This window comes from Microbacterium oleivorans, from assembly GCF_023715745.1.
Classification (GTDB): Bacteria; Actinomycetota; Actinomycetes; order Actinomycetales; family Microbacteriaceae; genus Microbacterium; species Microbacterium oleivorans_D.
Map to the genome: position 1 here is coordinate 779892 of NZ_JAMBOV010000001.1, position 23476 is coordinate 803367.

The following is a 23476-nucleotide window of genomic DNA, read 5'->3' on the forward strand; positions in this document are numbered from 1 at the left end:
GGAGACCCATGTCGTCGCAGCGCACCCTCGGACCGTTCACCGTCTCGGCCATCGGACTCGGCGCCATGCCGGTGTCCATGAACAGCAACGGCATCCCGTCGCACGAGGACGCGGTCGCGACCGTCCGCGCGGCGCTCGACGCCGGCGTCACCCTCATCGACACCGCCGACATCTACGCACCCAGCTGGGACACCATGGGCCACAACGAGCGGATCGTCGCCGACGCGCTCGCCGGGTGGGACGGCGACCGCTCGTCGATCGTCGTCGCGACCAAGGGCGGCATCACGCGCAGCGAGGAGAAGGACTTCGGCCGCGACGGGTCGCTCTCCTACCTCCGCAGCGCCGTGCAGAAGTCGCTGCAGAACCTGAAGGTCGACGTCATCGACCTGTACCAGTACCACCGCCCGGACCGCTGGATGGTCTACGGCGAGATCATGCAGAACCTGAAGACCCTGCAGGACGAGGGCCTCGTGCGCACCGTCGGCATCTCGAACGCGAGCGTGGAGGAGATCCAGATCGCGCAGGAGGTCCTCGGCGAGGGCGGCCTGACGAGCGTGCAGAACGAGTTCTCGCCGCGGCATCCCGGCAGCTACGGCGAGCTGAAGCACTGCGTCGAGCACGGCATCGCCTTCCTGCCGTGGAGCCCGCTCGGCGGCATCGGCGGCGCCGGGTCCGTCGGGGAACGCTTCACCGCGTTCGCCGAGATCGGCGAGGCCCACGGCGTCAGCCCGCAGCAGGTCGTCCTCGCGTGGGAGCTGTCGCTCGGCGAGACCGTCATCCCCATTCCGGGGGCGAGCCGCCCGGCATCCATCACCGACTCGTTCCAGGCGCGGAACCTCGAGCTCTCCGCCGACGAGCTGGCCCGCTGCTCGGCCGCCGTCGGCATCGACATCTGACGCGTCAGCCCGCCTTCAGAAGGTGCTCTCGCTCGACGATCTCGAGCGAGAGCACCTTGTAGCCCTCGCTCTCGAAGAACACCCGCATCCGGTCGTCATCGATCGAGACGACCGTGCCTGCGCCCCACTCGCGGTGCGAGACCTTCTCGTCGACGTCGAAGGGGGCCGACGCCGCGGCTCGCGCGCCCGCCTCGGCCGAACCGCTCGCGCACGTGTCGCAGTTGCCGCACGGCTCGTCGAGCTCCTGCCCGAAGTAGCCGAGCAGCACCTGACGGCGGCAGCGCCGCGTCTCGGCATACTCGCGCATCGTCTCGATGCGCGAGCGCTCGATGCGCTCGCGTTCCTCGACCCGTTCGAGCGCGGCCTTCACCGCGGCACGCTCATCGAGGTTCCGGCGCAGCGAGACGCCTGACTTCGACGTGCGGGCGGACCCGGTGTCGACGAGCAGGGTGAGCAGGCCGGTGACGCGCCGAGGTGAGAGCCCGGAATCCTTCGCGAGGGCGGACTTCGTGCGCGCCCGTGTCGACATGGCGCGCATGAGGGTGCTCAGCTCGGCGGCATCCGGGTTCTTCGTCGCGAAGTAGCGCCGTAGGGCGAGGTCCTCGGAGCGGTAGTGCAGGGTGCCGTGCGCCTCCTCTCCGTCGCGGCCGGCCCGGCCGAGCTCTTGGAAGTAGGCGTCGATCGACTCGGGGACGTCGGCGTGGATGACGAACCGCACGTTCTCCTTGTCGATCCCCATCCCGAAGGCGCTCGTCGCCACGACGACGTCGAGCTCGTCGCAGAGGAACTGCCGGTGCACCTCGGCGCGCTCTCTCGCCGGGAGGCCCGCGTGGTACGCCCGCGCCCGTCGGCCGCGTTCGATCAGCTCCTCCGCGTACAGCTCCGCCGACCGTCGCGTGGACGTGTAGAGCAGCCCCGGCACGGGGAGGGAGGCGACCTCGTCGATGACGGCGGCGCGCTTCTCGCGGTCGTCGCCGTGTCGACGTACACCGAGGCTGATCGACGGACGGTCGACATCGCCGATGTGCACGGACGGGTCATCGAGGCCGAGGCGGGCGGAGATCTCCTCGCGCACGGGAGTGGATGCCGTCGCGGTCAGTGCGAGGATCGGGGGCCGTCCGAGCCGCGCAGCGACCTCACCGAGCCCCAGATAGTCGGGGCGGAAGTCGTGCCCCCACGAGGCGATGCAATGCGCCTCGTCGACAGCGAGAAGAGCGATGTCGAGCTCCGCGAGCTCGGCCACCACCTCGTCGTTCGCGAGCTGTTCCGGTGCGAGCAGGACGTAGGTCGCCTCGCCGTCCCGAAGCCGGCGCCACGCCTCGTCCCGCGCGCGCTCGCCGCGGCCGGAGTTCAGTGCGACCGCGACCGGGGCGTCGGGGGCGTGCTCGAGACCGGCGAGCTGGTCCTCCTGCAGGGCGATGAGCGGCGACACCACGACGGTGACCCCCGGGCGCAGCGCCGCGGCGACCTGGTAGACAGCCGATTTGCCGGACCCCGTCGCCCACACCACCATCACGTCGCGCCCCGCGGCGGCCGCCTCGATCGCGTCGAGCTGCGCGGGACGCAGCTGCGTCAGCCCGAACCGTTCGGCGGCGACGCGCTCGACCTCGGCGCGATCGGGGGTGAACGGTGCAGAGGTGGAGCGGCCTGGCATGCATCCACGGTCGCCGACGAAGCGGCATCCGCGGACACCCTTGACACCGACCCCGCGGCGGCACAGGGTCAGGCGGACGGGAAGGAGCGATGACGATGACGGTGAGGGTCGGGATCTCAGGGTGGCGCTACCCGCGCTGGCGCGGCGACTTCTACCCACGCGGCCTCGTGCAGCGGCGCGAGCTCGCCTACGTCGCCGAGCGGATGCCGACGGTCGAACTCAACGGCTCGTTCTACTCCCTGCAGCGTCCCACCAGCTATACGCGCTGGCGCGATGAGACCCCCGACGACTTCGTCTTCGCGGTCAAGGGATCGCGCTACGTCTCGCACATGCTGCGACTGCGGGGAGTCGAGACGGCGCTCGCGAACTTCTTCGCGTCGGGCGTCCTCGCCCTCGGAGCGAAGCTCGGGCCGGTGCTCTGGCAGCTGCCTGAGCGGCTCGCGTTCGACCCCGAGGCCCTCGACGCCTTCCTGCGCGGGCTTCCGCGCACGACGGGAGAGGCCCTCGCCCTCGCGCGCCGGCACGACGCCCGTGTCGACGGCCGTGCCTGGCTGCAGATCGACGCCCACCGTCCGATCCGCTACGCCCTCGAGCCGCGCTCGCCGTCGTACGAGGATCCGGGTGCCGCCGCGATCCTGCGGGAACACGATGTGGCCCTGGTGGTCGCCGACACCGCCGGGCGGTTCCCGGCGTTCGGGGAGCAGACGGCATCCTTCACCTACGTCCGGCTGCACGGCGCCGAGGATCTGTACGCGAGCGGGTACACGCCGGAGCAGCTGGACGCGTGGGCGGAACGTATCCGCGGGTGGGCGGGAGGCGAACCCGCCCGCGACGTGTTCGTCTACTTCGACAACGATGCGCGCGGCTTCGCGCCGCACGACGCCGTCGCGTTGGGGGAGCGGGTTCGGCAGGATCCCTCCGTTCCGTGACAGCCGCCGGGACGTGCGACGTGTCAGGCTCGGACCGTGCAGATCCCGCCGCGTGAGGTCACGCTCGACCGTGCCGCCCTTCTCGTCGTCGACGTGCAGCGGGGCTTCGACGACGTCGCGTACTGGGGACGACGCGACAACCCCGCCTGCGAAGCGAACATCGCCGCGCTCATCGAGCGGTGGCGGGGGCGCGGCTGGCCGGTCGTGTTCGTCCGGCACGACTCGACGTCCGAGGTGTCGCCCTTGCGACCGGGGCAGCCCGGCAACGACCTCAAGCCTGAGATCACCGGCATCCCCGACCTGCTCGTCACCAAGAGCGTGAACTCGTCGTTCCACGGCGCGCCGGATCTCGACGCGTGGTTGCGAGAGAGCGGTGTCCGGCAGTTCGTCGTGACCGGCATCTCGACCAACCACTGCTGCGAGACCACCGCGCGCGTCGGCGGCAACCTCGGGTACGACGTGTACGTCGCCCTCGACGCGACCCACTCGTTCGACCGCACCGCGCCCGACGGCTCGGTCGTCTCTGCCGAGACGCTGGCGGCGGTCACGGCCACCAACCTCGACGGCGAGTTCGCGACCGTCGTCTCCACCGCCGACCTGCTCCGCTGAACCGATCCTGTCGCCGCGGCGGGGTCCGCGGTTAGCGTGGAGGGATGCCCCAGACTCCCTTCGCCTCGCTCGAGGACTACATCGCCCTGCCCCGCATCGACGCCGTCGCCCTCTCGCCGGACGGCACCCGCGCGGTGCTCACCGTCGCGACTCTGACCGCGGACAAGACCGGCTACGACCGCGCGCTGTGGGAGGTCCCGGCGACCGGCGGTGGGACGGCTCGCCGCCTCACCCGGTCGGCGAAGGGCGAGCAGGGTGCCGCATTCACCGCGGACGGCGACCTGCTCTTCGTGAGCGCGCGCCCCGACGCGGAAGGCGACGGCGAGGACGAGGCGGCGCAGCTGTGGCTGCTGCCGGCCGCCGGTGGGGAGGCGCGGGCGATCACACGCCTGGCCGGGGGAGTCTCGGGCCTCGCCGCCGTCGCGGAAGCGGCATCCGTCGCCGTCCTCTCAGCAGACCTGCTGCCGTCCGCCGACTCGGTCGAGGCCGACGCGAAGCTGCGCGCCGAACGCAAGAAGCGCAAGCTGTCGGCGATCCTGCACACCACCTACCCGGTGCGGTTCTGGGACCACGACCTCGGCCCCGCCGAGCCGCACCTGATGGCCCTCGAGCTCGGCGACCTCTCCGACTCGGTCCGGTCGTTCGCCGCCTCCGACGCGGCGGAGGACGAACCGGATGCCACGACGCCGTATCCCGCGTCCCTCCCGCGCCCGCGCGACCTGACACCCGCGCCGGGTCGCACGGCCGACGCCGCCGGCGCCGCCCTCACGCCCGACGGGCGCACGCTCATCGCCGCGATGCGGTTCCCGCAGGGGCGTGCCGAGCGGTTCGCGATCGTCTCGATCGACGTCGCGTCGGGGGAGCGGACGACCCTCTTCGAGGAGCGCTCGACGTACTTCGAATCACCCGTCGTCAGCCACGACGGCACGCGCGTCGCCTACATCCGGGCGGCGTTCTCCGACCCGACGGGACCTGCCGACCAGGAACTGTGGGTCGCCGGGATCGACGGAACCTCACCCCGCCGTCTCGCCGAGGGCTGGGACCGCTGGCCGACGGGACTCGCGTTCGCCCACGACGACGCGGCACTCATCGTGACCGCCGACCAGGACGGCCGCGGTCCGGTGTTCCGCGTCCCGCTGGACGGCGGCGCTCCGGAGCAGCTGACGACGGACGAGCACGCCTACTCGAACGTGTCCGTCGACCGTGCGACGGGTGCGCTCGTCGCGCTGCGCTCGTCGTGGATGGTGCCGCCGCATCCGGTCCGCATCGACCCGGACGGCGCCGTGACGCCCCTCGTGACCCCGGCTCCGCTGCCGACGCCTGCGGGCACGATGACGGAGGTCGAGACGACGGCCGAGGACGGCGCGCGGGTGCGCGGCTGGCTGCTCCTGCCCGAGGGGGCGGATGCGGCATCCCCCGCACCCCTGCTCCTGTGGATCCACGGCGGGCCGCTGAACAGCTGGAACGCGTGGAGCTGGCGGTGGAACCCGCAGCTCGCCCTCGCCCGCGGCTACGCCGTGCTGCTGCCCGACCCGGCCCTGTCGACCGGGTACGGACTCGACTTCATCGCGCGCGGCTGGAACAGCTGGGGCGGCAAGCCCTACACCGACCTCATGTCGATCACCGATGAGGTCGTCGCGCGCGCCGACGTCGACGAAACGAAGACCGCCGCGATGGGCGGCTCGTTCGGCGGGTACATGGCGAACTGGGTCGCCGGGCACACCGACCGGTTCCGCGCGATCGTGACGCACGCGAGCCTGTGGTCGCTCGACCAGTTCGCCGGGACGACCGACAGCTCGTCGTACTGGCAGGAGATCTTCACGCCCGAGGCGATGATCGAGAACTCGCCCCACCGCTACGTCGAGGACATCTCGACGCCGCTCCTGGTCATCCACGGCGACCGCGACTACCGCGTGCCGATCGGCGAGAGCCTGCGGCTGTGGTCGGAGCTGAACGAGCACTTCGGCGAGGACGACGGGTCGACCGTCCACCGGTTCCTGTACTTCCCCGACGAGAACCACTGGGTGCTCAAGCCCCAGCACGCGGTCGTCTGGTACGAGACCGTGTTCGGCTTCCTCGGCGAGCACGTGCACGGCGAACCCGCACCGAAGGTCGCCGGGCTCGGCTGACCCGGGCTTACTCGGAAGAGCGGGTACGCCCCCACGTACCCGCTCTCCGGACCCCGGCGCACACACCCGTGCGCGGCGTCCCCCGGGGCGCCCGAGCCCCGGTCGTCGGTGAAAGCGCCAGCGCGTCAGCGCGCTGCGGCCTTGGCTGCCTTCGGCCGCACGATGGTCGGCACGAGCACCGGCGTCGCGGTCTTGTAGGCCTCGTAATCGGCGTCGCCGCCCCATCGCTTGTCGGCCTTCTTCTCGAGCAGCGGCACGCCGCTGACGCGGGTGAGGAGCAGGATCACGAACACCGGCGACAGCAGGCCGATCCACTGCCAGCCCTCGAAGACGGGGGCGGCCACGATCGCGACGCCGACCCAGGCGAGGATCTCGCCGAAGTAGTTGGGATGCCGCGACCGCGACCACAGCCCGGTCCGGATGAAGCGGCCCCTGTTCGCGGGATCGGCCGTGAACGCGGTCTTCTGCGCGTCGGCGACGACCTCGATCAGCATTCCGACGATCCAGACGACGATGCCCATCACCGCGAAGACGTCGAGTCCGCTCCGGTCGCCCGAGGCGATCGCGATCCACGCCGCCGCGGCGGTGATGCTGACCCACAGGCCCTGCATGATCCAGACGCGCAGGAACGAGAGCGGGTTCACCTTGATGTCGTCGAAGCGGTCGTCGCTGCCGGAACGGTGGATGCGGATGAACAGGAACGAACCCAGCCGCACCGCCCAGACGATCACCATGAGCGCGAGCGCGATCGCGCGTGCGTCCGGCGTCGGTGACAGCAGCAGGACGCCGACCGTCACGAGGATGAATGTCGCGCTGCCCGTCGCGTCGAAGAACCGCTCCGTGCGGGCGATCGCCGACGGGATGTAGACCAGCACCTGGACGGCGAAGGCGGCCGCGACGGCGATCGCGAAGACGGGCACGCCGCCGACCGTGGCGCCGCCCTGACTTCCGGCCAGCGCGACCAGAGCGCCGATGACGAGCCCCACGACCACGGTGATCAGGGCGGAACGGTTCTGCGCAGACATGGGGGCCTTTCGGGTGAAGTCAGCGGTAGAGGGCGGCGACGACGTCGGAGCCGCGCTCGAGCAGGTTGCGACGCTTGATCTTGAGCGTCGGGGTGACGATGGTCGTGTCGGTGAGGTCGGCGGCGAGGAGGACGAACTGCCGGACCTGCTCGCTGCGTGACACGAGGGCGTTGGCGGCGTCCACGGTGCGTTGGATGCGGCTGCGGAGCTCCTCGTCGGCGACCTCCCGCAGCGCGCCGGGGACAGGCACCCCGCCGCGGGAGGCTGCCTCTTCGGGGTCGAGGAGGATGAGCGCCGAGAGGTAGGAGCGCCCCTCGCCGACCATGACGGCATGCGAGATGAGCGGGTCCGCTTCGACGGCGAACTCCCACGGCGCCGGAACGACGGTCTTTCCGGTGGAGGTCACGATGACGTCCTTGGCGCGCCCCTCGATGATGAGCCGTCCGTCGTCGTCGAACCGTCCGAGGTCGCCGGTGCGGAAGAACCCGTCGACGAACGCGTCGGCGTCGTGCGCGGGGTCGCGGTAGCCGCGGAAGACACCGATCCCCTGCGCGAGGATCTCACCGTTCTCGTCGATGCGCACGGTGGATCCGGGCAGCGGCCGACCGACGGTGCCGGCGCGGATGTCGCCCGGCAGGTTGCCGGTGAGCGGCGCGGTCGTCTCGGTGAGCCCGTACCCCTCGATCACCGGGACGCCGAGGCCGCGGAAGAAGAGCGACACCTCGGGGTCCAGCCGCGCCCCGCCCGACAGGATGTAGTCCACGCGCCCACCCATGACGGCACGGAGTCGGCGGTAGAACAGCACGTCGAACAGACGATGCCGCACGGATGCCGGTGCCTTCCCGTCCGCGCTCCGCTCGGCCTCGCGGCCGGCCGCGACAGCGGTGACGACCGCCGCGCGCCAGACGCGGGCGAGTCGTGCCGCGTCGGCCTTCTGCCCGGCGGCCGCCTGGATGCGCTCCAGCACGCGCGGCACGACGACGAGGAAGGTCGGCCGCAGGACGGGCAGGGTCTCGACGACGGTGCTCGGCTCGCTGAGGTGAGCGATGCGCATCCCGTTCGCGAGGCAGATGAGCTGGAGGCCGCGTGCCAGGACGTGCGCGAGGGGCAGGAAGATGATGGTGTTCCCGCGCTCGTGCACGACCTCTCCGTACGCCGCGGCGATGTTCAGGACCTGCCCCAGGAAGTTGGCATGGGTCAGGACGGCGCCCTTGGGTTCGCCCGTCGTGCCCGAGGTGTAGACGATCGTCGCGGGCGAGTCGCGGTCGGCGACGGTGCGACGCTGCTCGAGGTCGGCATCCGTCACCTCGTCGACGCGCTTTCGCAGGTCGTCGAGAACCGGGATGCCGCCGGTCACCCGGTTGCGGGGGTCCATCGCGTAGGCGCCGAGTCGGCCGGTACCGGTCTCGGCGAACCCGTCGGTGAGCAGCTTCGTCTGCGCCTCGGTCCCGCCGACTCCCAGCACGACGCCCGCGTCGCGCACGATGCCGGCGACCTGGACGGGCGACGACGTCTCGTAGACGGGGACGACGACCGCCCCGGCGAACCACGCGGCGAGGTCGGTGACCGCCCACTCGTAGCGGGTCGAGGCGAGGATCGCGAGGCTGTCACCGGGGGCGACTCCCGCGGCCACGAAACCCTTTGCGAGCCGGCGGACGTCGGCGAGGAACTGTTCCGTCGAGACCTGCTGCCACGAGCCGTCGCCCACGGGGACGTCGAACGCGGCGTGGTCGGGGGCGTGCTGCGCCCGCCGGACGAGCAGGTCGGTGACGTTGCGGTACCCGTCCGCGGGCGCGAGAAGGGGAGTGTGTATCTGCGGCACGCAGATGGTTCGGAGCGATCAGCGGATCGGATGCCTCGGGCTCCGCGCCCTGGCACGGTTCAGCGCAGGCGCAGGACCGCGTCCCACAGGGCGTCGGCGACGGCGCGCTTCGAGCCCTCCGCGCGAGCGGTGACCTGGTCGGACGTGTCGACGAACAGCACGGCGTTGCGAGCCGACTCGAAGCCCTGCTGCCAGCCGACGCGGTTCACAGCGAGCAGGTCGACGCCTTTCCGGGCACGTTTGCGGATGCCGCGCTCCTGCAGCTCCGCCTCGTCAGCGGCGGTCTCGGCCGCGAAGCCGACGATCGTCTGTCCCGCGCCACGCTCCCGCACCAGTCCGATGAGGATGTCGGGGTTCTCGATCAGGTCGAGCGTGACGGTGCCGTCCTCTTTGCGGATCTTGACGTCTGAGACCTCGGGCACGGAGAAATCGGCGACGGCGGCGGCCATGACGACGACGTCGGATCCGCCGGCCGCGGCGCGCATCGCGGTATCCATCTCCGCCGCCGTGAGAGCCCGTTCGACGGCGATCCTGGGGTGGTGCAGGGCGGTGTCGAGCACGCTGCCGTCGACGTGGGCGGCGACGAGGTGCACGTACGCGCCGCGGTCGGCGGCCGCGAGCGCGACGGCGACGCCCTGCTTGCCGCTCGAGCGATTGCCGATGTAGCGGACCGGGTCGATCGGCTCGCGCGTGCCGCCGGTCGACACGACGACCGTCAGACCGGCGAGGTCGCCCGCCGGCGCCTCCGGCTCGCGCTCGACGAGGGCTAGGGCCTCGGCGACGATCTCGTCCGGCTCCGCCATCCGGCCGGGTCCGCTGTCGCCGCCGGTCAACGGTCCGTCGGCGGGACCGACGACGTATACGCCGCGGTCGCGGAGGGTGGTGATGTTCGCCTGCGTCGCGGCGTGGTCCCACATGGCGGTGTGCATCGCGGGGGCGACGACGACCGGCGCGGTCGTGGCAAGGAGCGTGACGCCGAGGAGGTTGTCCGAGATCCCGGCAGCCATCTTGGCCAGCGTGTTCGCGGTGGCGGGCGCGACGATCACGAGGTCGGCCTGGGTGCCGAGCGCGACGTGGCGCACCTCGGCGACGTCGTCGTGCACACTCGTCGTGACAGGATGGCGGCTGATCGCCTCCCAGGTGGCGGTCCCCACGAAGCGGAGCGAGTCCTCGGTGGGAACAACGTGCACCTCGTGCCCGTTGGTCACCAGCGCACGCACCACCTGCACCGTCTTGTACGCGGCGATGCCGCCCGAGACGCCCACGACGACGAACATGGTCCGATCCTCCCACGGGGCCGGACGCGAAAGGCCGGAACGATGTGCACCGTCATCGTCCACGTCCCCGAGGATCCCGCGGCGGCGATCCGTGTGCTCGCGGTCCGCGACGAGGATCCGCTGCGGGCGTGGGACCCGCTGGGGCCGTGGTGGCCCGAGCTGCCCGGGGTCATCGGTGTGCGCGACACCCGCGCCGGCGGGGCGTGGCTCGCGGCCGACCCCGCTGGCGCTCGGCTGGCGGTCGTCCTCAACCGGGCCGATCTCATCGACGACTCGCGGGCGACCGGGTCTCGGGGGCACATCGTGCTCGACGCGGCATCCGGGCGGGACCTGCCGGACTCGCCGGCGACGCACGGGTTCAATCTCCTGACGGTGACGCCCGGACGCGCCCGCGTGTCGATGTGGGACGGCGAGGCCGTCCGCACCGTCGACCTGGCGCCGGGCGTGCACATGATCGCGCACGACGACGTCGACGACCCGAAGACGGCCCGCATCGCCGCGTGGCACGACGCCTTCGCCGCGCCGTCGGGAGAGGACTGGGTGACGGAGTGGCTCGCCGCCCTCGAGCGCACGACGGCGCTGCCGCCGACGGACGACCGCGCGATCATCCGCGACAACCGGCCGCACGGATACCCGACCCTGTCACTGCTCGTGTGCGCGGCATCCGTCTCCGAGACCGCTGCCGAGGTCGTCTACGGCGAGCTCGACGAGCCGGGCGCCTGGAACAGTCTGCAGCTGCGCTGACCAGTGTCGGATGGCGGTGGTAGCTTCGCGGGCATGGCGGAACCGGCATCCGATCCGATCTTCTTCGCGTCGTCGGCGGAGTTCGGCGACTGGCTCGAGGCGAATCACACGACCGCCGCTGAGGTGTGGACGGTGTTCTACCGGAAGGGCGATCCGCGTCAGGGTCTGACGTGGGCCGACGCCGTCCCCGAGGCGCTGCGCTTCGGGTGGATCGACTCGGCCAACCGCAGCATCGGCGACGGCGCGCGGATCCAGCGCTGGACGCCGCGAGGGCCGCGCTCGGTGTGGAGCGCCGTCAACATCGCGCACGTCGAACGCCTGCAGGCCGAGGGGCGGATGCATCCGGCCGGACTGGCCGCCTACGAGAAGCGCACGGCCGACCGCACCGGCGTCTATTCGCACGAGCAGCGCAACGAGCTGACGACCGAGCAGGCGGCGTCCCTCGCCGCGAACCCCGCGGCGCAGGCGTTCTGGGATGCGGCGACGCCGTCCTACCGACGAGCGGTCGCGAACTGGGTGCAGAGCGCGAAGCGCGAGCAGACGCGCGCCGATCGGCTCGCCACCCTCGTCGAGGACTCCGCGGCCGGGCGGCTCGTGCCGTTCCAGCGGTACGGTGAGCCGCCCGCGTGGCTCGCGCGTGCAGCCGCCGCCGCGTCAGCTGCGCGCGAGTGACCGGGCCGCGCGGTCCGCGTCCTCGGTGACGAGTGCGGCGTTGAGGCCGGCGCCTGCCATCGATCCCTGACCCATCGAGAGGGGGACGTTGCCGAAGGGGCTGACGACGTTGCCTGCGGCGAACACGCGCGGGTGGCTCGTGGCGCCTCGCATGTCGACGCGGAGTCCCTCGCCCGGGTTGTCCGAGACGGCCAGTGACAGGTTCTCGGCGAAGCCGAGGTGGAGCCGGGGTGTCGGCGCGGTGAGCAGCGCGTCGATCGAATGCTCGGCGCCGTCCGCGGTGATCGCGGCGACGATGTCGTCTTCCTCGATCCGCAGGCGCGAGACCGGGGCGGTGACGAGGCGGATGCCGCGCGCCGTGAGTCGTCCCGCGATCGTCGCGTCGAGCTCACCCATCGCTGCCGTGAATGCCGTGACGTCGTCGGTCCATTGCCGGATGAGTTCGATCTGATGCAGGCTCGCCGGCGACGTGGTGAGCACACCGAGGCGGCGCCCAGCGACCTCGTACCCGTGGCAGTAGGGGCAGTGGAAGACCCCGCGACCCCACTGCTCGCGCACTCCTGGGACGTCGGGGAGGTCGTCGACGACACCGGTCGTGATCACGATCCCGCGGGCGGAGACCGAGCCGTGCTCGTGTGCGACGGTGAGACGGTCGCCGCTGTCCGCGACGGAGAAGACACTCGCCTCGAGGAACTCGACGCCATAGGCCCGGGCATCGGCTCGGCCCATCTCGACGAGCTCCGCGGGGGATCGGCCGTCGTGCCCGAGCACGCCGTGCATGTGTGCGGCGAAGCGGTTGCGGGGTGCTCCCGCGTCGATGACGAGCGTGCGTCGGCGGGCGCGGCCGAGCATCTGAGCGGCGCTGAGGCCGGCGGCGCCGCCGCCGACGATGACGGCGTCGTAGAGGGTGTCTGTCATGGCTCCAGCCTGCGGCGAGACGAACGTGTGGGGCAAATGATCTTGCCGAAATGGCAAACTGGACCTCATGGCGATGGATCTCACCCGTGTCGGCCCCCGGTTGCGCGCCGCCCGGCAGCAACGCGGCTGGACGCTGGCCGATCTGGCGGCGAAGGCAGGGATGTCGATGAGCACGCTGTCGCGGCTGGAGTCCGGGCGACGCCAGGCATCCCTCGAGCTGCTGCTGCCGCTCGTGTCGGTGCTCGAGCTGCGCCTCGACGACCTCGTGCGGGGTGAGCCTGCCGACCCGCGGGTGCGGCGGGCGACCGAGCGGCGGCACGGCATGGTCGTCGCTCCGCTCACTCTCGAGCACTCGCCGGTGCAGACGTACAAGATCCGTTTCCCCGCCTCGGACGAGGCGCCCGCGCCGAAGGTGCACGAGGGCGTGGAGTGGTTCTACGTGCTGAGCGGCACCATCCGCCTCGTCCTGGACGGACAGGAGCACCGCATCGGTGCGGGCGAGGCGGCGGAGTTCGACACACGACTGCCGCACAGCATCAGCGCCACGTCGGAGGGCCCGGCCGAGGTGGTGAGCATCTTCAGCGCATCGGGGGAGCGTATCCACGTCCACGGGTCATGACGGATGTCGGGGGCGGGCCGTACGGTGTCGACATGAGAGCCGATGAGCTGTTCCTCCAGGCGGATGCCGCGTTGCGGTCCGTCATCGATCGCATCGATCCGGCCGATCTCTCCAAGCCGGCGCCGCAGGAGTGGACGACCACCCCTGACCCGACCTTCCGTGACATCGTCTTCGCGCACGCGTACGACGAGGCGTGGATCCCCGGCGTGCTGGCGGGGAAGTCCATCGCGGACGGCGACGAGTTCCGGCATGCGGATCTGCTTGGCGACGACCCGATCGGATCCTACGACCGGCTGAACGACACGGCGACAGCCGCGGTGCGCGACGGGGTCGCGCCGGGCACGGTGTTCCGCTTCCAGTACGGCGACTACCCGGCGGAAGAGGGCTATGCGCACATGGCGACCTACCGCGCGTTCCAGGCGTGGCTCATCGCGAAGCGTCTCGGCATCCCGTTCCGCCTGTCGCCGGAGCTGATCGCGGGATTGAACGAGCACGTCGTGCCGCATGCCGATGAATGGCGCCAGTGGGGTGTCTTCCCTCCGGCGATCGAGCCGCCCGCGGATGCGGACGACGAGACGCGACTGCTGTGCGCGGTGGGGTACTGGGAGCCCTGACGCTCGTCAGCGCTCGTGGACCGAGAGCACGTTGCCGGCAGGGTCGCGGAACCACGCGATCACCGGGCCGTCCGTCTCGCGCATGATGCCCTTGGAGTCGGTGGGCATGTCGTCGTAGATCGAGGTCACGACGCCTTTCGCGTTGAGCTCGTCGACGGCGGCGTCGACGTCATCGACGGGGAAATTGAGGATCGTGAAGCCGGCGGGCTCATGGTTCGGCTTGCCGTAAACCAAAACGGACGCGCCCGATGCGAGGCGCAGCTGAAGGAAGCCGTTGTCGAGCGTGGCGACCTCGAGGCCGAGCGTTTCGGCATAGAACGTCCTCGCCGCGTCGAGGTCGTCGACCGCGAATCCGCTGTAGGCGCCGTCGACCTGGAACATGGCCGTCTCCTTCGTCCGGGTATGCGACCAGGGTCCCGCTGCGGGAGGGAGTTGTCCAGGGTCATTCGGTGGGCGACGAGTAGACCGCGACGGATGCCGGGCGCTCCGACGCGACCGCGACGAGCGCGATGATGCCGAGCCCGACGGTCCCGGCGAGGAACCCGAGCATCCCGAGCGCCGATGCGAGACCGATCGCCTGCATGGCGGTGGCCGGATCCATCATCAGGAGCTGGCCGAGCGCGACAGACGCCACCTGCACGCCGAGGGCGATGGCGGGCGTCCACCGCCAACGGCGCGGAACGACACCGGCGCGTGCGATCTGCACGACAGCGACGATGCCGAGCGCGAGAGGGACGAATGTGGAGACCTCCCACGGGATGAGGGGGGTCGGGTTCATCGGGTCCTGGAAGAGGCCGACGACGCGCATCGCGAGAGACCAGAGGGCGAGCAGGACGAGTGTCGTCGTCCCGAGCGGTCTGCGGGCGGTGACGCTGTCGCGCGTTGACCCACCGATGGCGAAGACCAGGCACGCGCCCGCCCACAGGATGTCGACGAGGAAGCCGAGGAAGTCGGTGAGAGACGACCCCAGCGTCGCGCTGAGCAGGATGCCGGCGACGCCTGATGCGATGAGACCGATGCCGCCGATCGTCCACGTGAGTCTGCGTCCGCGCATGTCAGCACGCTAGCGGGTGGGGTGAGGCGCGCGGGTGCGGGGATGCCGAGTGTGAGACCGAGGTGGATCAGGGCGCCCCGCGGTGCCGGAGGGGATGTCGGAACCCCCTCCTAGTCTGGGACTATGTCCAGTTCGCCCGATGCTCGCGACGAGGTCCCCGAGGGGATCCCGACCGCGCTGGACTGGGTGGTGATGTGCGCCGACATGGCGACGGTGCATGCGGCGCAACGGTATGCGTGCATCGTCGAGTTGTGGGATGACGCGATCGCCGATGCGCGGCGGCGGGAGGAACCGGTCGCGTTCGTGGAACGGTCGGTGCGGCTCGAGGTCGCGGCTGCGTTGCGGATCACGGAGCACGCCGCGGGACGTCTCATGGGCGTCGGTCATGCGCTGATGCGCCGGTACCCGCAGGTGTGGGAGGCGATGAGCCGCGCGGTGATCACCGAGACCCACGCGACGATCATCGTCGACGGCCTCGACCAGGTCGAGAACGTGACCGCAGGGCTCATCCACGAGGTGCTGAGCCTGGCGGAGGAACAGTCGACGGGTCCGTTCCGGCGGGCGGTGAAACGCATCGTCGACCGGGAACAGGAAGCGGCCCTCGCGCAGCAGCACGCCGCGGCGGTCGCCTACCGGCACGTCCGGGTGGACGCGGGTGTGGATGGGATGGCGTGGTTGACCGCGCACCTGCCCGCGGTGGAAGCGCACGCGATCCTCGGCCGGATCACCGCGATCGCGAAAACTCTCGACGATGACCGGTCCCTGGATCAGAAGCGCGCGGACGTGTTCGGGGATCTCCTGATCGACGGAGAGACCGAGTCGCTGCCGGCGAAGGCACGAGGCATCCGTCCGACCGTGACGGTCACGGTTCCCGCCCTCACGCTCCTCACCGGCGAGGGGCCCGCGGCGCAGCTCGACGGGATCGGACCGATCCCGGTCGAGAAGGCGCGGGAGTTGTGCGGGGCAGCAGCCGGGTGGATGCGAGTGCTCACCCACCCAGAGACCGGGGTCGTCCTCTCCGTCGGACGCGACACCTACCGGCCACCCGCAGACCTCCGCCGGCTGGTCGTGTGGCGGGCCGCACGATGCATGGCCCCCGGATGCGGGATCCCCGCCGACCGGTGCGACATCGACCACACCACCGACTGGCACCACGGCGGAACCACCGCCGCGAGCAACCTCGCCCCGCTGTGCCGCGGGCACCACACCCTCAAACACCAGACCGACTGGCAGGTCCGAGCCAGACCCGGCGGCGCGCTCGAATGGACCTCACCCGCCGGACGCGTCTACCTCGTCCACCCCGAACGCCGCATCCCGACCTTCACCGTCGACCCACCCGGACCACCACCGTTCTGAGCACCCGATACGGACGCACGCCATCACCCGTCCTACCGCTTTCGTCTGCGAAGATCCGAGTCGGATCGAGATCTTGCAAGCTCGACTAGCGTCCATCCGAGCGCAGATCGAGGACGATCTCGCCGGTCGCCGGGCCGTCGTCCGCGGCGCGCATCACAGAGCGATGCTCTGCGTCCACGGGGCGTGGTGACTCGTCCGCGACCGCCCGGGAGCGCTCGAGATCATCCGTCTGCATCGCGTAGACGATGATCGGGCCCTCACTCGTATCGATCACCATCGCCGTCTCATGATCGATGCCCTCGGCCGTGAGAGATTCCAGCGCCTCGGCGCGACGAGGACCATCGAGCTCTCGCAACCAGTCGATGACTCGATCGCGATGATCAGGGCGAAGGCGCCGAGCGACGAGATGGATCAGAGCACGAGATCAACGAGACCGGAAGCGGCACGCGTCGAGGGACGCGCTCGAGCTGGGCTGCGAGGCGTGAACAGGAACTCGACGCACGAGCCTCAGGCGCGGTGGTCGCGGTAGTACTCGAGCAGCGCCTTCGTCGAGGCATCCTGAGCCTCGAGCGCCTCGGTGTCACCCTCGATCGCCGGCGCGATCTGCAGGGCCAGCTGCTTGCCGAGCTCCACACCCCACTGGTCGAACGAGTTGATGCCCCAGATCGCACCCTGCGTGAAGGTGATGTGCTCGTACAGCGCGACGAGCTCGCCCAGAACCTTCGGCGTCAGCGCCGGGGCGAAGATCGACGTCGTCGGACGGTTGCCGGGGAACGTGCGTGCCGCGACGAGAGCACCCTTCGTGCCCTCGGCCTCGACCTCCTCGGCCGTCTTACCGAACGCGAGCGCCTTCGTCTGCGCGAGGAAGTTGGCCAGGAACAGGCCGTGCACGTCGCGGTCGCCGTCCGTCAACGCATAGGCCGGGTTCGCGAATGCGATGAAGTCCGCCGGGATCAATCGAGTGCCCTGGTGGATCAGCTGGTAGAACGCGTGCTGCCCGTTCGTCCCCGGCTCGCCCCAGAACACCTCGCCGGTGTCCGTCGTGACGGGAGACCCGTCCCAGCGCACCGACTTGCCGTTCGACTCCATCGTCAGCTGCTGCAGGTACGCGGCGAACCGGCTGAGCTGCTGCGCGTACGGCAGCACGGCGTGCGACTGCGCGCCCAGGAAGTTCGTGTACCAGACGTTCAGCAGACCCATCAGAACGGGGACGTTCTCCGCCAGCGGCGTGGTCCGGACGTGCTCGTCCACGGCGTGGAAGCCGGCGAGCAGCTCGCGGAACGTGTCGGGTCCGAACTCGATCACGAGCGACAGCCCGATCGCCGAATCGACCGAGTACCGGCCGCCGACCCAGTCCCAGAAGCCGAACGCGTTCGCGGTGTCGATGCCGAACTCGGCGACCTTGTCGAGCGCCGTCGAGACCGCGACGAAGTGGTGGGCGACGGCATCCTTCTTCTGCTCGTCGCTGCCGTCGATCGCCCCTGCCGACGCGAGGCCCTCCCACAGCCAGTCGCGTGCCAGACGCGCGTTCGTCAGGGTCTCGAGCGTCGTGAACGTCTTCGACGCGACGATGAAGAGCGTCGTCTCGGGGTCGAGGTCCTTCGTCTTCGACGCGATGTCGAACGGGTCGATGTTCGAGACGAACCGTGCCGAGATGCCGGCATCCGCGTAGGGCTCCAGCGCCGCCGAGATCATGACGGGCCCGAGGTCCGAGCCGCCGATGCCGATGTTGACGACCGTCTCGACCTTCTTGCCCGTGACGCCGGTGAACTCGCCTGAGCGCACCCGTCCGGCGAACTCCGCCATCGCGTCGAGCACGCCCTGCACGTCGGCATCCACGTCCTTGCCGTCGACCGTCAGCGAGGGCACGGCGTCGGCCGGACGGCGCAGCGCCGTGTGCAGCACCGCGCGGTCCTCCGTCGTGTTTATGTGCTCACCCGCGAGCATCGCGGCATACCGCTCGGCGACTCCGGTCTGCTCCGCGAGGCGGACCAGCGCGGCGACGATCTCATCGGTCACGAGGTTCTTCGACAGGTCGACGTGCAGGTCGGCGACGTCGTGCGTGAGCTTCGCGACGCGCTCCGGGTCCGACGCGAACCAGCCGCGCAGATCGGGCGTGAAGCCCGCCTTCAGCGACTCGAGTTCAGCCCAGGCGGAGGTGGTGGTGGCGTCGATCGGAGCGTTGGTCACCCCTCAACGGTACCGACGTTCTCGAGGGTCCGTCCACGCATGACGGACCGGCCCCGGCGGTCGCTGATGCGCCCGTCCGCCAGCGTCACCACCTCATCGACGTCCCCGAGTTCGCCGAGGTCGTGCGTCACGACGACGACCGCCGCGCCGCGGCTCGTCGCGACCCGGAGAGCGGATGCCGCGGCCCGCCGCGACACGTCGTCGAGACCGCTCGTCGGCTCGTCGAGCAGCAGCAGATCCGCGTCCTGTGCGAGGGCCTGCGCGACGAACGCGCGCTGACGCTGACCACCGGACAGTGCGCCGAGCGGCCGCGACGCGAGCGGGGTCAACCCGACCGCATCGATCGCCTCTGAGACGGTCGCGCGATCACTCCGCCGCAACGGCCGAAAGGCTCCTCGCTCCCGCCACCGGCCCATCGACACGAGATCGGTCACCGACAGCGGGAGCCGCGCGGCGTCCGCCGTGTGCTGTGCGACGAGCGCGACCGCGGTACCGGCGCGCAGCTCCGCGGTGCCGGACGTCGGCGCGCGGAACCCGGCGAGCACCGAGACGAGCGTCGACTTCCCCGATCCGTTCGCCCCCACCACGGCCGTCAACCGTCCGGCGTGGATGTCGAGGTCGACACCATCGAGTGCACGGTGACCCTCGAGGTCGACACGGACGTCACGGAGACGGACGACGGGCTCAGCGGGAGGCGGCATCCCGCCATTATTGCAAATGAAAACCGTTCTCAATTACGTGTACAGTCAGGCAGCGTGTCCGCCCTCCTCGACCCGTTCGCCGTCGCGTTCGTCCAGCGCGCCCTCGTCGGCGGTGCGCTCGTCGCCGTCGTCTGCGCGGTCGTCGGGACATGGGTCGTGCTCCGAGGCATGGCGTTCCTCGGCGAGGCGATGGCGCACGGGATGCTGCCCGGCATCGCCCTCGCGACCCTCACCGGGTTCCCGCCCGTCGCCGGCGCCGCCGTCAGCGCCGCCGCGATGTCGCTCGGTGTCGGCGCGCTCCAGCGTCGCGGACGGCTGTCGGCCGACACCAGCATCGGCCTGCTCTTCGTCGCGAGTCTGTCGCTCGGCGTCATCGTCATCTCCGCCTCCCGCAGCTTCGCGACGGACGCGTCGGCGATCCTCTTCGGCGACATCCTCGCCGTCGAAGAGAGCGACCTCGTGCTGCTCGCGATCGCCGCGATCGTCACCCTGCTCGCCGCCGCCGCGGGACACCGCGCGTTCGTCGCCCTCGCGGTCGATCCGCGGCAGGCGCAGCTGCTGGGTCTTCGTCCCCGTCTCGCGCACGTCCTCCTCGTGGGGCTCGTGACGCTGGCGGTCGTCTCGGCCTACCAGGCCGTCGGCTCGCTCCTGGTGGTCGGCATGCTGCTCGGGCCCGCCGTCGCCGCCGGCGCCTGGACCCGACGCATCGTCCCCACGATGACGCTCGCCGCCGTCATCGGCATCGTCGCCGTCGCGGTCGGGCTCGTCCTGTCGTGGCACCTGGGCACCGCGGCCGGGGCCACCGTCGCGTTCACCGCGATCTGCTCCGGTGCGGCGTCCACCGGCATCCGCTCACTCATTCCTCTCACCCGCTCCACCCCCGACGAAAGGACCGCATGAACCGCTGCGTCCCGATCGCCCTCCTGCCCGTTCTCGTCCTGACTCTCGCTGCGTGCCAGTCCACCCCCGTGCCCGACTCCGCCCCGGAGGAGGACGACCACGGCGCCATCGCGGGCGCCACCGAGTTCGCCGAACCCGCCTTGCACCTCACGAGCGTCTCGCCCACCGGCGCGGTCCACCACCTCGACCTGCTCGACGAACAGGTCGAGCCGCTCGGGGAGATCGCGGCGCCGACCTCGCTCGAGACCGACGGGCGCTTCCTCTACGCCGGCCGAGACGGCGGCGTCTCGATCGTCGACAGCGGCGTGTGGACCTGGAACCACGTCGACCACTTCCACTACTACGAGGCCCCCGCCGCCGTCCTCGCCGACCTCGCCGGCGACGGCGAGCCGACCGTGGTCGCGAGCGACCTCGGTGCCGGAGTCCACTTCGACGGGGGAGAAGCCGTCCTCCTCGACCTCGACGCCCTGAAGGACGGACGCGTCGTGGAGCGCTTCCGCCTCGACGCGCTTGCCGGTGCCGGCATGGTCGTCCCCCTCCCGACCGGAGCGCTGGTGACGGATGCCGACGGTCTCCGGCACGTCGATGCGGAGGGCGCGACGCAGCGGACCGTCCCGTGCGACGAGCCCGCCGGCTCGATCGCCACGAACGTGGGCGTCGTGGTCGGCTGCACGGACGGCGCGGTCCTGGCCGTGACGGATGCCGACGGCACGACATTCGAGCGCATCCCATACCCCGACGGCGCCACCGACCGGGCGCTCTCGTTCTCGGCACGCGAAGGGCGCCCGACCGTCGCCGGACCCACCGGGGGCGACGCGTTCTGGCTGCTCGACACCCGTGAGCGCGCGTGGAGCCGCATCGACGCGGGCGAGCCCCTCGCCCGCGTGAGCGCGGTCGACGACGTCGACCAGCACGTCGTCGCCCTCACGACGGCGGGGGAGGTGCTCGTGGTCGACGGCGCGACCGGGAGGGCCCTCGGTCGCACCGAGCCGCTCGTCTCGGCATCCCTCAGCGATCCGGACGTCGCCGCGGGTGTCACGCTGCAGGTGGACGCGAACCGCGTCTACCTGAACGGCCCCGCCGAGAACGCGCTCGTCGAGATCGACTACGCCGACGCCGCGCGGATCGCGCGCACCTTCGCGACGACGGACGCGCCGGCCTTCTTTGCGGAGACCGGCCGATGAGGCGCGCGTTCGCGGCGATCGCCGTCGCCGCGCTCGCCGCGCTCTCGGGCTGCGCCGCAGCTGCTCCCGACCGGGCGACCGTCGTCGTCACGACCGACCTGCTCGGCGACATCACCGCGAACCTCGTCGGTGACCAGATCGAGGTCGTCACGCTCATGCCGCGCGGAAGCGACCCGCACTCGTTCGAGTTGTCGGCGCGCGAGGCGGCGACCCTGCGCACCGCCGACCTGCTCGTGTCCAACGGCCTCGGGCTCGAAGAGGGCGTGCAGCACCACGTCGACGCCGCCGTCGCCGACGGCGCCGTCTCGTTCGTCGCGGGAGACCATATCGATCCTCTCGACTACGCGGACGCCGACGTCGTCGACCCGCACTTCTGGACCGACCCCACCCAGACGGCCCGGGTCGTCGAGGCGCTCGTGCCGGAACTCGCGCAGGTCGACGGGGTGGAGGCATCCGTCATCGACGAGGCCGCCGTCGCGTACCTCGACGAGCTGGCCGCGCTGGATGCCGAGATGGCCGACACCCTCGGCGCGATCCCCGCGGAGCACCGCGCCCTCGTGACCAACCATCACGTGTTCGGGTACCTCGCACGGCGGTACGACGTGCGCATCCTCGGGGCTGCGATCCCCGGGGGCACGACGCTCGCGGCCCCCAGCGCCGCCGACCTGCAGGACCTCGTCGACGCGATCGACGAGGCCGGCGTGACGACGATCTTCGCCGACTCGTCGCAGCCCGACCGGCTCATGCAGGTGCTGGCCGACGAAGCCGGCCGCGACGTCGACGTCGTCTCGCTCTTCACCGAATCCCTCGCCCCGGAAGGCTCCCCGGGCGGCACCTACCTCGACATGATGCGACGCAACCTGCAGAGCATCTCCGACGGCCTCACCCGATGAGGCATTCCCTGGAAAGGAAACCCATGAAGAAGACCCTGCAGTTCGGCGCCCTGGCCGGCGCCGCTGCCCTCGTGCTGGCGGGCTGCGCGTCCGCCGGCGCGCCCGCATCCGCACCGGGCGCCTCGGAGCCCCCGCAGAGCGGTACGCCGGCGGACGGTCCCCGCGTCGCCGTCGCTTACGAGGGCGGGGTGCTCGTCCTCGGCGGCGAGGACTACGACAACCTCGGAGAGTTCGCCTCCGAGGACTTCATCCGCCTGAACGCCGCCGGCGACGGCCGCCATGTGATGGTGACGACGTCGAAGGGCTTCCAGCTCCTCGACGCGCAGGAGCCCGAACTCACCGACCTCGTCGTGCCGGCCGCGGCCGCGGGGCACGTCGTCTCCCACGCGGGCACGACCGTGCTCTACGACGACGCCACCAGCGACACGACCATCTTCGACTCCGCCGCACTCGCCGAGACCGACGGCGAGCTGCCCGAGGCCGAGGTGATCCCGGGCGTCACGGCGCATCACGGCGTCTCGGTCGAGCTGGAGGACGGCACCCTGCTGACGACGGTCGGCGACGAGTCGGGGCGCACCGGCATCCGTGTCCTCGATGCCGACCGGAACGACGTGGCGTCGAACGACGAGTGCCCCGGCGTCCACGGTGAGGGCACCGCGAAGGACGAGGCTGTCGTCTTCGGCTGCGAGAACGGCGCCCTCGTCGTGAAGGACGGCGAGATCACGAAGCTCACCTCGCCCGACGAGTACGGCCGGATCGGCAACGCCTACGTCTCCGATGACAGCCCGCTCGTCGTCATGGACTACAAGGACGACCCGGATGCCGAGGGCTACCTCCTCCGCAACATCGCCCTCGTAGACACGGCCGCGGGGACGCTCGAGAAGATCGCGCTGCCCGACGGCGTCGAGTACACCTACCGCGGCGTCGGTCGCGGCCCGGACGACGAGGCCGTGCTCATCGGCACCGACGGCAACCTGCACACGATCGACCCGGCCACCGGCGAGATCACGGCATCCCTTCCGGTCGTCGACCCGTGGGAGGGTCCGGCCGAGTGGCAGGACCCCCACCCCTCGGTCAAGGTCGCGGGCTCCTTGGCCTACGTGACCGACCCCGCCGACAGCGAGCTCGTCGTGATCGACCTGGAGACCGACGAGATCGTCCACACCGTCGCCCTCGACCACATCCCCAACGAGATCGCCGTCGTGGGCTGACCTCCCCACACGGCGTCGAGCCGACGCGAAGTGCTGTCTCCACCATCTGTGGAGCGCACTTCGCGTCGGCTCGCGGCGC

The 23476-nt window shown here is 71.1% G+C and carries 23 protein-coding genes; 13 read left to right on the forward strand and 10 right to left on the reverse strand.

Annotated features, from left to right (window positions below):
- The first annotated feature begins 8 nt into the window (after positions 1–8).
- A complete protein-coding gene (locus M3190_RS03640) occupies positions 9–896 on the forward strand; it encodes an aldo/keto reductase (RefSeq protein WP_251578407.1) in 888 nt (295 codons plus the stop codon).
- Between the two features lie 4 nt (positions 897–900).
- Here the strand turns inward: M3190_RS03640 and M3190_RS03645 are convergent, their stop codons facing one another.
- Positions 901–2550 (reverse strand): RecQ family ATP-dependent DNA helicase, encoded by a 1650-nt coding sequence (locus M3190_RS03645; RefSeq protein WP_251578409.1) that lies wholly within the window; start codon positions 2548–2550, stop codon positions 901–903.
- Between the two features lie 95 nt (positions 2551–2645).
- Between M3190_RS03645 and M3190_RS03650 the strand changes: the two genes are divergently transcribed.
- Genes M3190_RS03650 through M3190_RS03660 form a run of 3 tightly spaced genes read left to right on the forward strand, consistent with a single transcriptional unit; the run spans position 2646 to position 6217 of the window.
- Positions 2646–3479: a DUF72 domain-containing protein gene (locus M3190_RS03650; protein WP_251578411.1), complete on the forward strand. Its 834-nt coding sequence runs from the start codon at positions 2646–2648 to the stop codon at positions 3477–3479.
- 36 nt (positions 3480–3515) lie between these two features.
- Complete coding sequence (locus M3190_RS03655; protein ID WP_251578413.1) at positions 3516–4088, forward strand: cysteine hydrolase family protein; 573 nt, start codon at positions 3516–3518, stop codon at positions 4086–4088.
- 44 nt (positions 4089–4132) lie between these two features.
- Positions 4133–6217, forward strand: a complete 2085-nt coding sequence (locus tag M3190_RS03660) for a S9 family peptidase (RefSeq protein WP_251578415.1) — start codon at positions 4133–4135, stop codon at positions 6215–6217.
- 125 nt (positions 6218–6342) lie between these two features.
- Here M3190_RS03660 and M3190_RS03665 read toward each other — a convergent pair whose 3' ends face one another.
- The 3 genes from M3190_RS03665 to coaBC are packed head-to-tail and all read right to left on the reverse strand — an operon-like array spanning position 6343 to position 10341.
- Positions 6343–7242, reverse strand: coding sequence for a DUF1295 domain-containing protein (locus M3190_RS03665; protein WP_251578417.1), 900 nt, complete (start codon positions 7240–7242; stop codon positions 6343–6345).
- 19 nt (positions 7243–7261) lie between these two features.
- A complete protein-coding gene (locus tag M3190_RS03670) occupies positions 7262–9064 on the reverse strand; it encodes an AMP-dependent synthetase/ligase (protein ID WP_251578419.1) in 1803 nt (600 codons plus the stop codon).
- A gap of 59 nt (positions 9065–9123) precedes the next feature.
- Positions 9124–10341, reverse strand: coding sequence for a bifunctional phosphopantothenoylcysteine decarboxylase/phosphopantothenate--cysteine ligase CoaBC (gene coaBC, locus M3190_RS03675; RefSeq protein ID WP_251578420.1), 1218 nt, complete (start codon positions 10339–10341; stop codon positions 9124–9126).
- Between the two features lie 42 nt (positions 10342–10383).
- On the opposite strand from coaBC, the gene M3190_RS03680 reads away from it, so the two are divergent.
- A complete protein-coding gene (locus M3190_RS03680; protein WP_251578422.1) occupies positions 10384–11085 on the forward strand; it encodes an NRDE family protein in 702 nt (233 codons plus the stop codon).
- 33 nt (positions 11086–11118) lie between these two features.
- Positions 11119–11757, forward strand: coding sequence for a YdeI/OmpD-associated family protein (locus tag M3190_RS03685; RefSeq protein ID WP_251578424.1), 639 nt, complete (start codon positions 11119–11121; stop codon positions 11755–11757).
- Here M3190_RS03685 and M3190_RS03690 read toward each other — a convergent pair.
- The gene (locus M3190_RS03690) at positions 11740–12675 is read right to left on the reverse strand and encodes an NAD(P)/FAD-dependent oxidoreductase (protein ID WP_251578426.1); all 936 of its coding nucleotides are present in this window, start codon (positions 12673–12675) and stop codon (positions 11740–11742) included. The genes M3190_RS03685 and M3190_RS03690 overlap by 18 nt on opposite strands.
- Positions 12676–12742: 67 nt before the next feature.
- On the opposite strand from M3190_RS03690, the gene M3190_RS03695 reads away from it, so the two are divergent.
- Together M3190_RS03695 and M3190_RS03700 are read left to right on the forward strand one after the other, a co-directional pair.
- Positions 12743–13294, forward strand: a complete 552-nt coding sequence (locus tag M3190_RS03695; RefSeq protein ID WP_251578428.1) for a helix-turn-helix domain-containing protein — start codon at positions 12743–12745, stop codon at positions 13292–13294.
- Between the two features lie 32 nt (positions 13295–13326).
- Complete coding sequence (locus M3190_RS03700; protein WP_251578431.1) at positions 13327–13908, forward strand: hypothetical protein; 582 nt, start codon at positions 13327–13329, stop codon at positions 13906–13908.
- A 6-nt stretch (positions 13909–13914) separates the two neighbouring features.
- On the opposite strand, the gene M3190_RS03705 is transcribed toward M3190_RS03700, so the two are convergent.
- Positions 13915–14289, reverse strand: coding sequence for a VOC family protein (locus M3190_RS03705; RefSeq protein WP_251578433.1), 375 nt, complete (start codon positions 14287–14289; stop codon positions 13915–13917).
- 61 nt (positions 14290–14350) lie between these two features.
- Positions 14351–14962: a hypothetical protein gene (locus M3190_RS03710; RefSeq protein WP_251578435.1), complete on the reverse strand. Its 612-nt coding sequence runs from the start codon at positions 14960–14962 to the stop codon at positions 14351–14353.
- Between the two features lie 123 nt (positions 14963–15085).
- Here M3190_RS03710 and M3190_RS03715 point away from each other — a divergent pair, with 123 nt between their 5' ends.
- Positions 15086–16318, forward strand: coding sequence for an HNH endonuclease signature motif containing protein (locus M3190_RS03715; RefSeq protein ID WP_251578437.1), 1233 nt, complete (start codon positions 15086–15088; stop codon positions 16316–16318).
- An 85-nt stretch (positions 16319–16403) separates the two neighbouring features.
- On the opposite strand, the gene M3190_RS03720 is transcribed toward M3190_RS03715, so the two are convergent.
- The 3 genes from M3190_RS03720 to aztA all read right to left on the reverse strand — a co-directional run bounded on the left by M3190_RS03720 (position 16404) and on the right by aztA (position 19209).
- Positions 16404–16733: a DUF6176 family protein gene (locus M3190_RS03720; protein ID WP_285875851.1), complete on the reverse strand. Its 330-nt coding sequence runs from the start codon at positions 16731–16733 to the stop codon at positions 16404–16406.
- A 92-nt stretch (positions 16734–16825) separates the two neighbouring features.
- Positions 16826–18508 (reverse strand): glucose-6-phosphate isomerase, encoded by a 1683-nt coding sequence (pgi, locus tag M3190_RS03725; RefSeq protein WP_251578442.1) that lies wholly within the window; start codon positions 18506–18508, stop codon positions 16826–16828.
- Positions 18505–19209 carry a zinc ABC transporter ATP-binding protein AztA gene (gene aztA / locus M3190_RS03730; protein WP_251578444.1) on the reverse strand — a complete coding sequence of 235 codons (705 nt, stop codon included), beginning with the start codon at positions 19207–19209 and terminating at the stop codon, positions 18505–18507. Before aztA ends, pgi begins: the two co-directional genes overlap by 4 nt.
- Before the next feature lie 54 nt (positions 19210–19263).
- Between aztA and aztB the strand changes: the two genes are divergently transcribed.
- Genes aztB through aztD form a run of 4 tightly spaced genes read left to right on the forward strand, consistent with a single transcriptional unit; the run spans position 19264 to position 23397 of the window.
- Complete coding sequence (aztB, locus tag M3190_RS03735; protein ID WP_251578446.1) at positions 19264–20109, forward strand: zinc ABC transporter permease AztB; 846 nt, start codon at positions 19264–19266, stop codon at positions 20107–20109.
- Positions 20106–21293, forward strand: coding sequence for a hypothetical protein (locus tag M3190_RS03740; protein ID WP_251578448.1), 1188 nt, complete (start codon positions 20106–20108; stop codon positions 21291–21293). The genes aztB and M3190_RS03740 overlap by 4 nt, the downstream gene beginning before the upstream one ends.
- Positions 21290–22186: a metal ABC transporter substrate-binding protein gene (locus M3190_RS03745; protein WP_251578450.1), complete on the forward strand. Its 897-nt coding sequence runs from the start codon at positions 21290–21292 to the stop codon at positions 22184–22186. The genes M3190_RS03740 and M3190_RS03745 overlap by 4 nt, the downstream gene beginning before the upstream one ends.
- A 23-nt stretch (positions 22187–22209) precedes the next feature.
- Positions 22210–23397, forward strand: a complete 1188-nt coding sequence (gene aztD / locus M3190_RS03750) for a zinc metallochaperone AztD (RefSeq protein WP_251578452.1) — start codon at positions 22210–22212, stop codon at positions 23395–23397.
- The last annotated feature ends 79 nt before the right edge of the window (positions 23398–23476 follow it).

What these genes read in the sequence shown, in the direction of transcription:
- coaBC (WP_251578420.1), bottom strand. Translation starts at nt 10,341, where the DNA reads ATGTTCGTCGTCGTGGGCGTCTCGGGCGGCATCGCCGCGTACAAGACG.
- M3190_RS03680 (WP_251578422.1), top strand. Translation starts at nt 10,384, where the DNA reads ATGTGCACCGTCATCGTCCACGTCCCCGAGGATCCCGCGGCGGCGATC.
- aztD (WP_251578452.1), top strand. Translation starts at nt 22,210, where the DNA reads ATGAAGAAGACCCTGCAGTTCGGCGCCCTGGCCGGCGCCGCTGCCCTC.
- M3190_RS03705 (WP_251578433.1), bottom strand. Translation starts at nt 14,289, where the DNA reads ATGTTCCAGGTCGACGGCGCCTACAGCGGATTCGCGGTCGACGACCTC.
- M3190_RS03715 (WP_251578437.1), top strand. Translation starts at nt 15,086, where the DNA reads ATGTCCAGTTCGCCCGATGCTCGCGACGAGGTCCCCGAGGGGATCCCG.
- M3190_RS03650 (WP_251578411.1), top strand. Translation starts at nt 2,646, where the DNA reads ATGACGGTGAGGGTCGGGATCTCAGGGTGGCGCTACCCGCGCTGGCGC.
- M3190_RS03665 (WP_251578417.1), bottom strand. Translation starts at nt 7,242, where the DNA reads ATGTCTGCGCAGAACCGTTCCGCCCTGATCACCGTGGTCGTGGGGCTC.
- M3190_RS03685 (WP_251578424.1), top strand. Translation starts at nt 11,119, where the DNA reads ATGGCGGAACCGGCATCCGATCCGATCTTCTTCGCGTCGTCGGCGGAG.
- M3190_RS03740 (WP_251578448.1), top strand. Translation starts at nt 20,106, where the DNA reads ATGAACCGCTGCGTCCCGATCGCCCTCCTGCCCGTTCTCGTCCTGACT.
- M3190_RS03660 (WP_251578415.1), top strand. Translation starts at nt 4,133, where the DNA reads ATGCCCCAGACTCCCTTCGCCTCGCTCGAGGACTACATCGCCCTGCCC.
- M3190_RS03645 (WP_251578409.1), bottom strand. Translation starts at nt 2,550, where the DNA reads ATGCCAGGCCGCTCCACCTCTGCACCGTTCACCCCCGATCGCGCCGAG.
- M3190_RS03695 (WP_251578428.1), top strand. Translation starts at nt 12,743, where the DNA reads ATGGCGATGGATCTCACCCGTGTCGGCCCCCGGTTGCGCGCCGCCCGG.
- M3190_RS03745 (WP_251578450.1), top strand. Translation starts at nt 21,290, where the DNA reads ATGAGGCGCGCGTTCGCGGCGATCGCCGTCGCCGCGCTCGCCGCGCTC.
- M3190_RS03690 (WP_251578426.1), bottom strand. Translation starts at nt 12,675, where the DNA reads ATGACAGACACCCTCTACGACGCCGTCATCGTCGGCGGCGGCGCCGCC.
- M3190_RS03710 (WP_251578435.1), bottom strand. Translation starts at nt 14,962, where the DNA reads ATGCGCGGACGCAGACTCACGTGGACGATCGGCGGCATCGGTCTCATC.
- aztA (WP_251578444.1), bottom strand. Translation starts at nt 19,209, where the DNA reads ATGCCGCCTCCCGCTGAGCCCGTCGTCCGTCTCCGTGACGTCCGTGTC.
- M3190_RS03700 (WP_251578431.1), top strand. Translation starts at nt 13,327, where the DNA reads ATGAGAGCCGATGAGCTGTTCCTCCAGGCGGATGCCGCGTTGCGGTCC.
- M3190_RS03640 (WP_251578407.1), top strand. Translation starts at nt 9, where the DNA reads ATGTCGTCGCAGCGCACCCTCGGACCGTTCACCGTCTCGGCCATCGGA.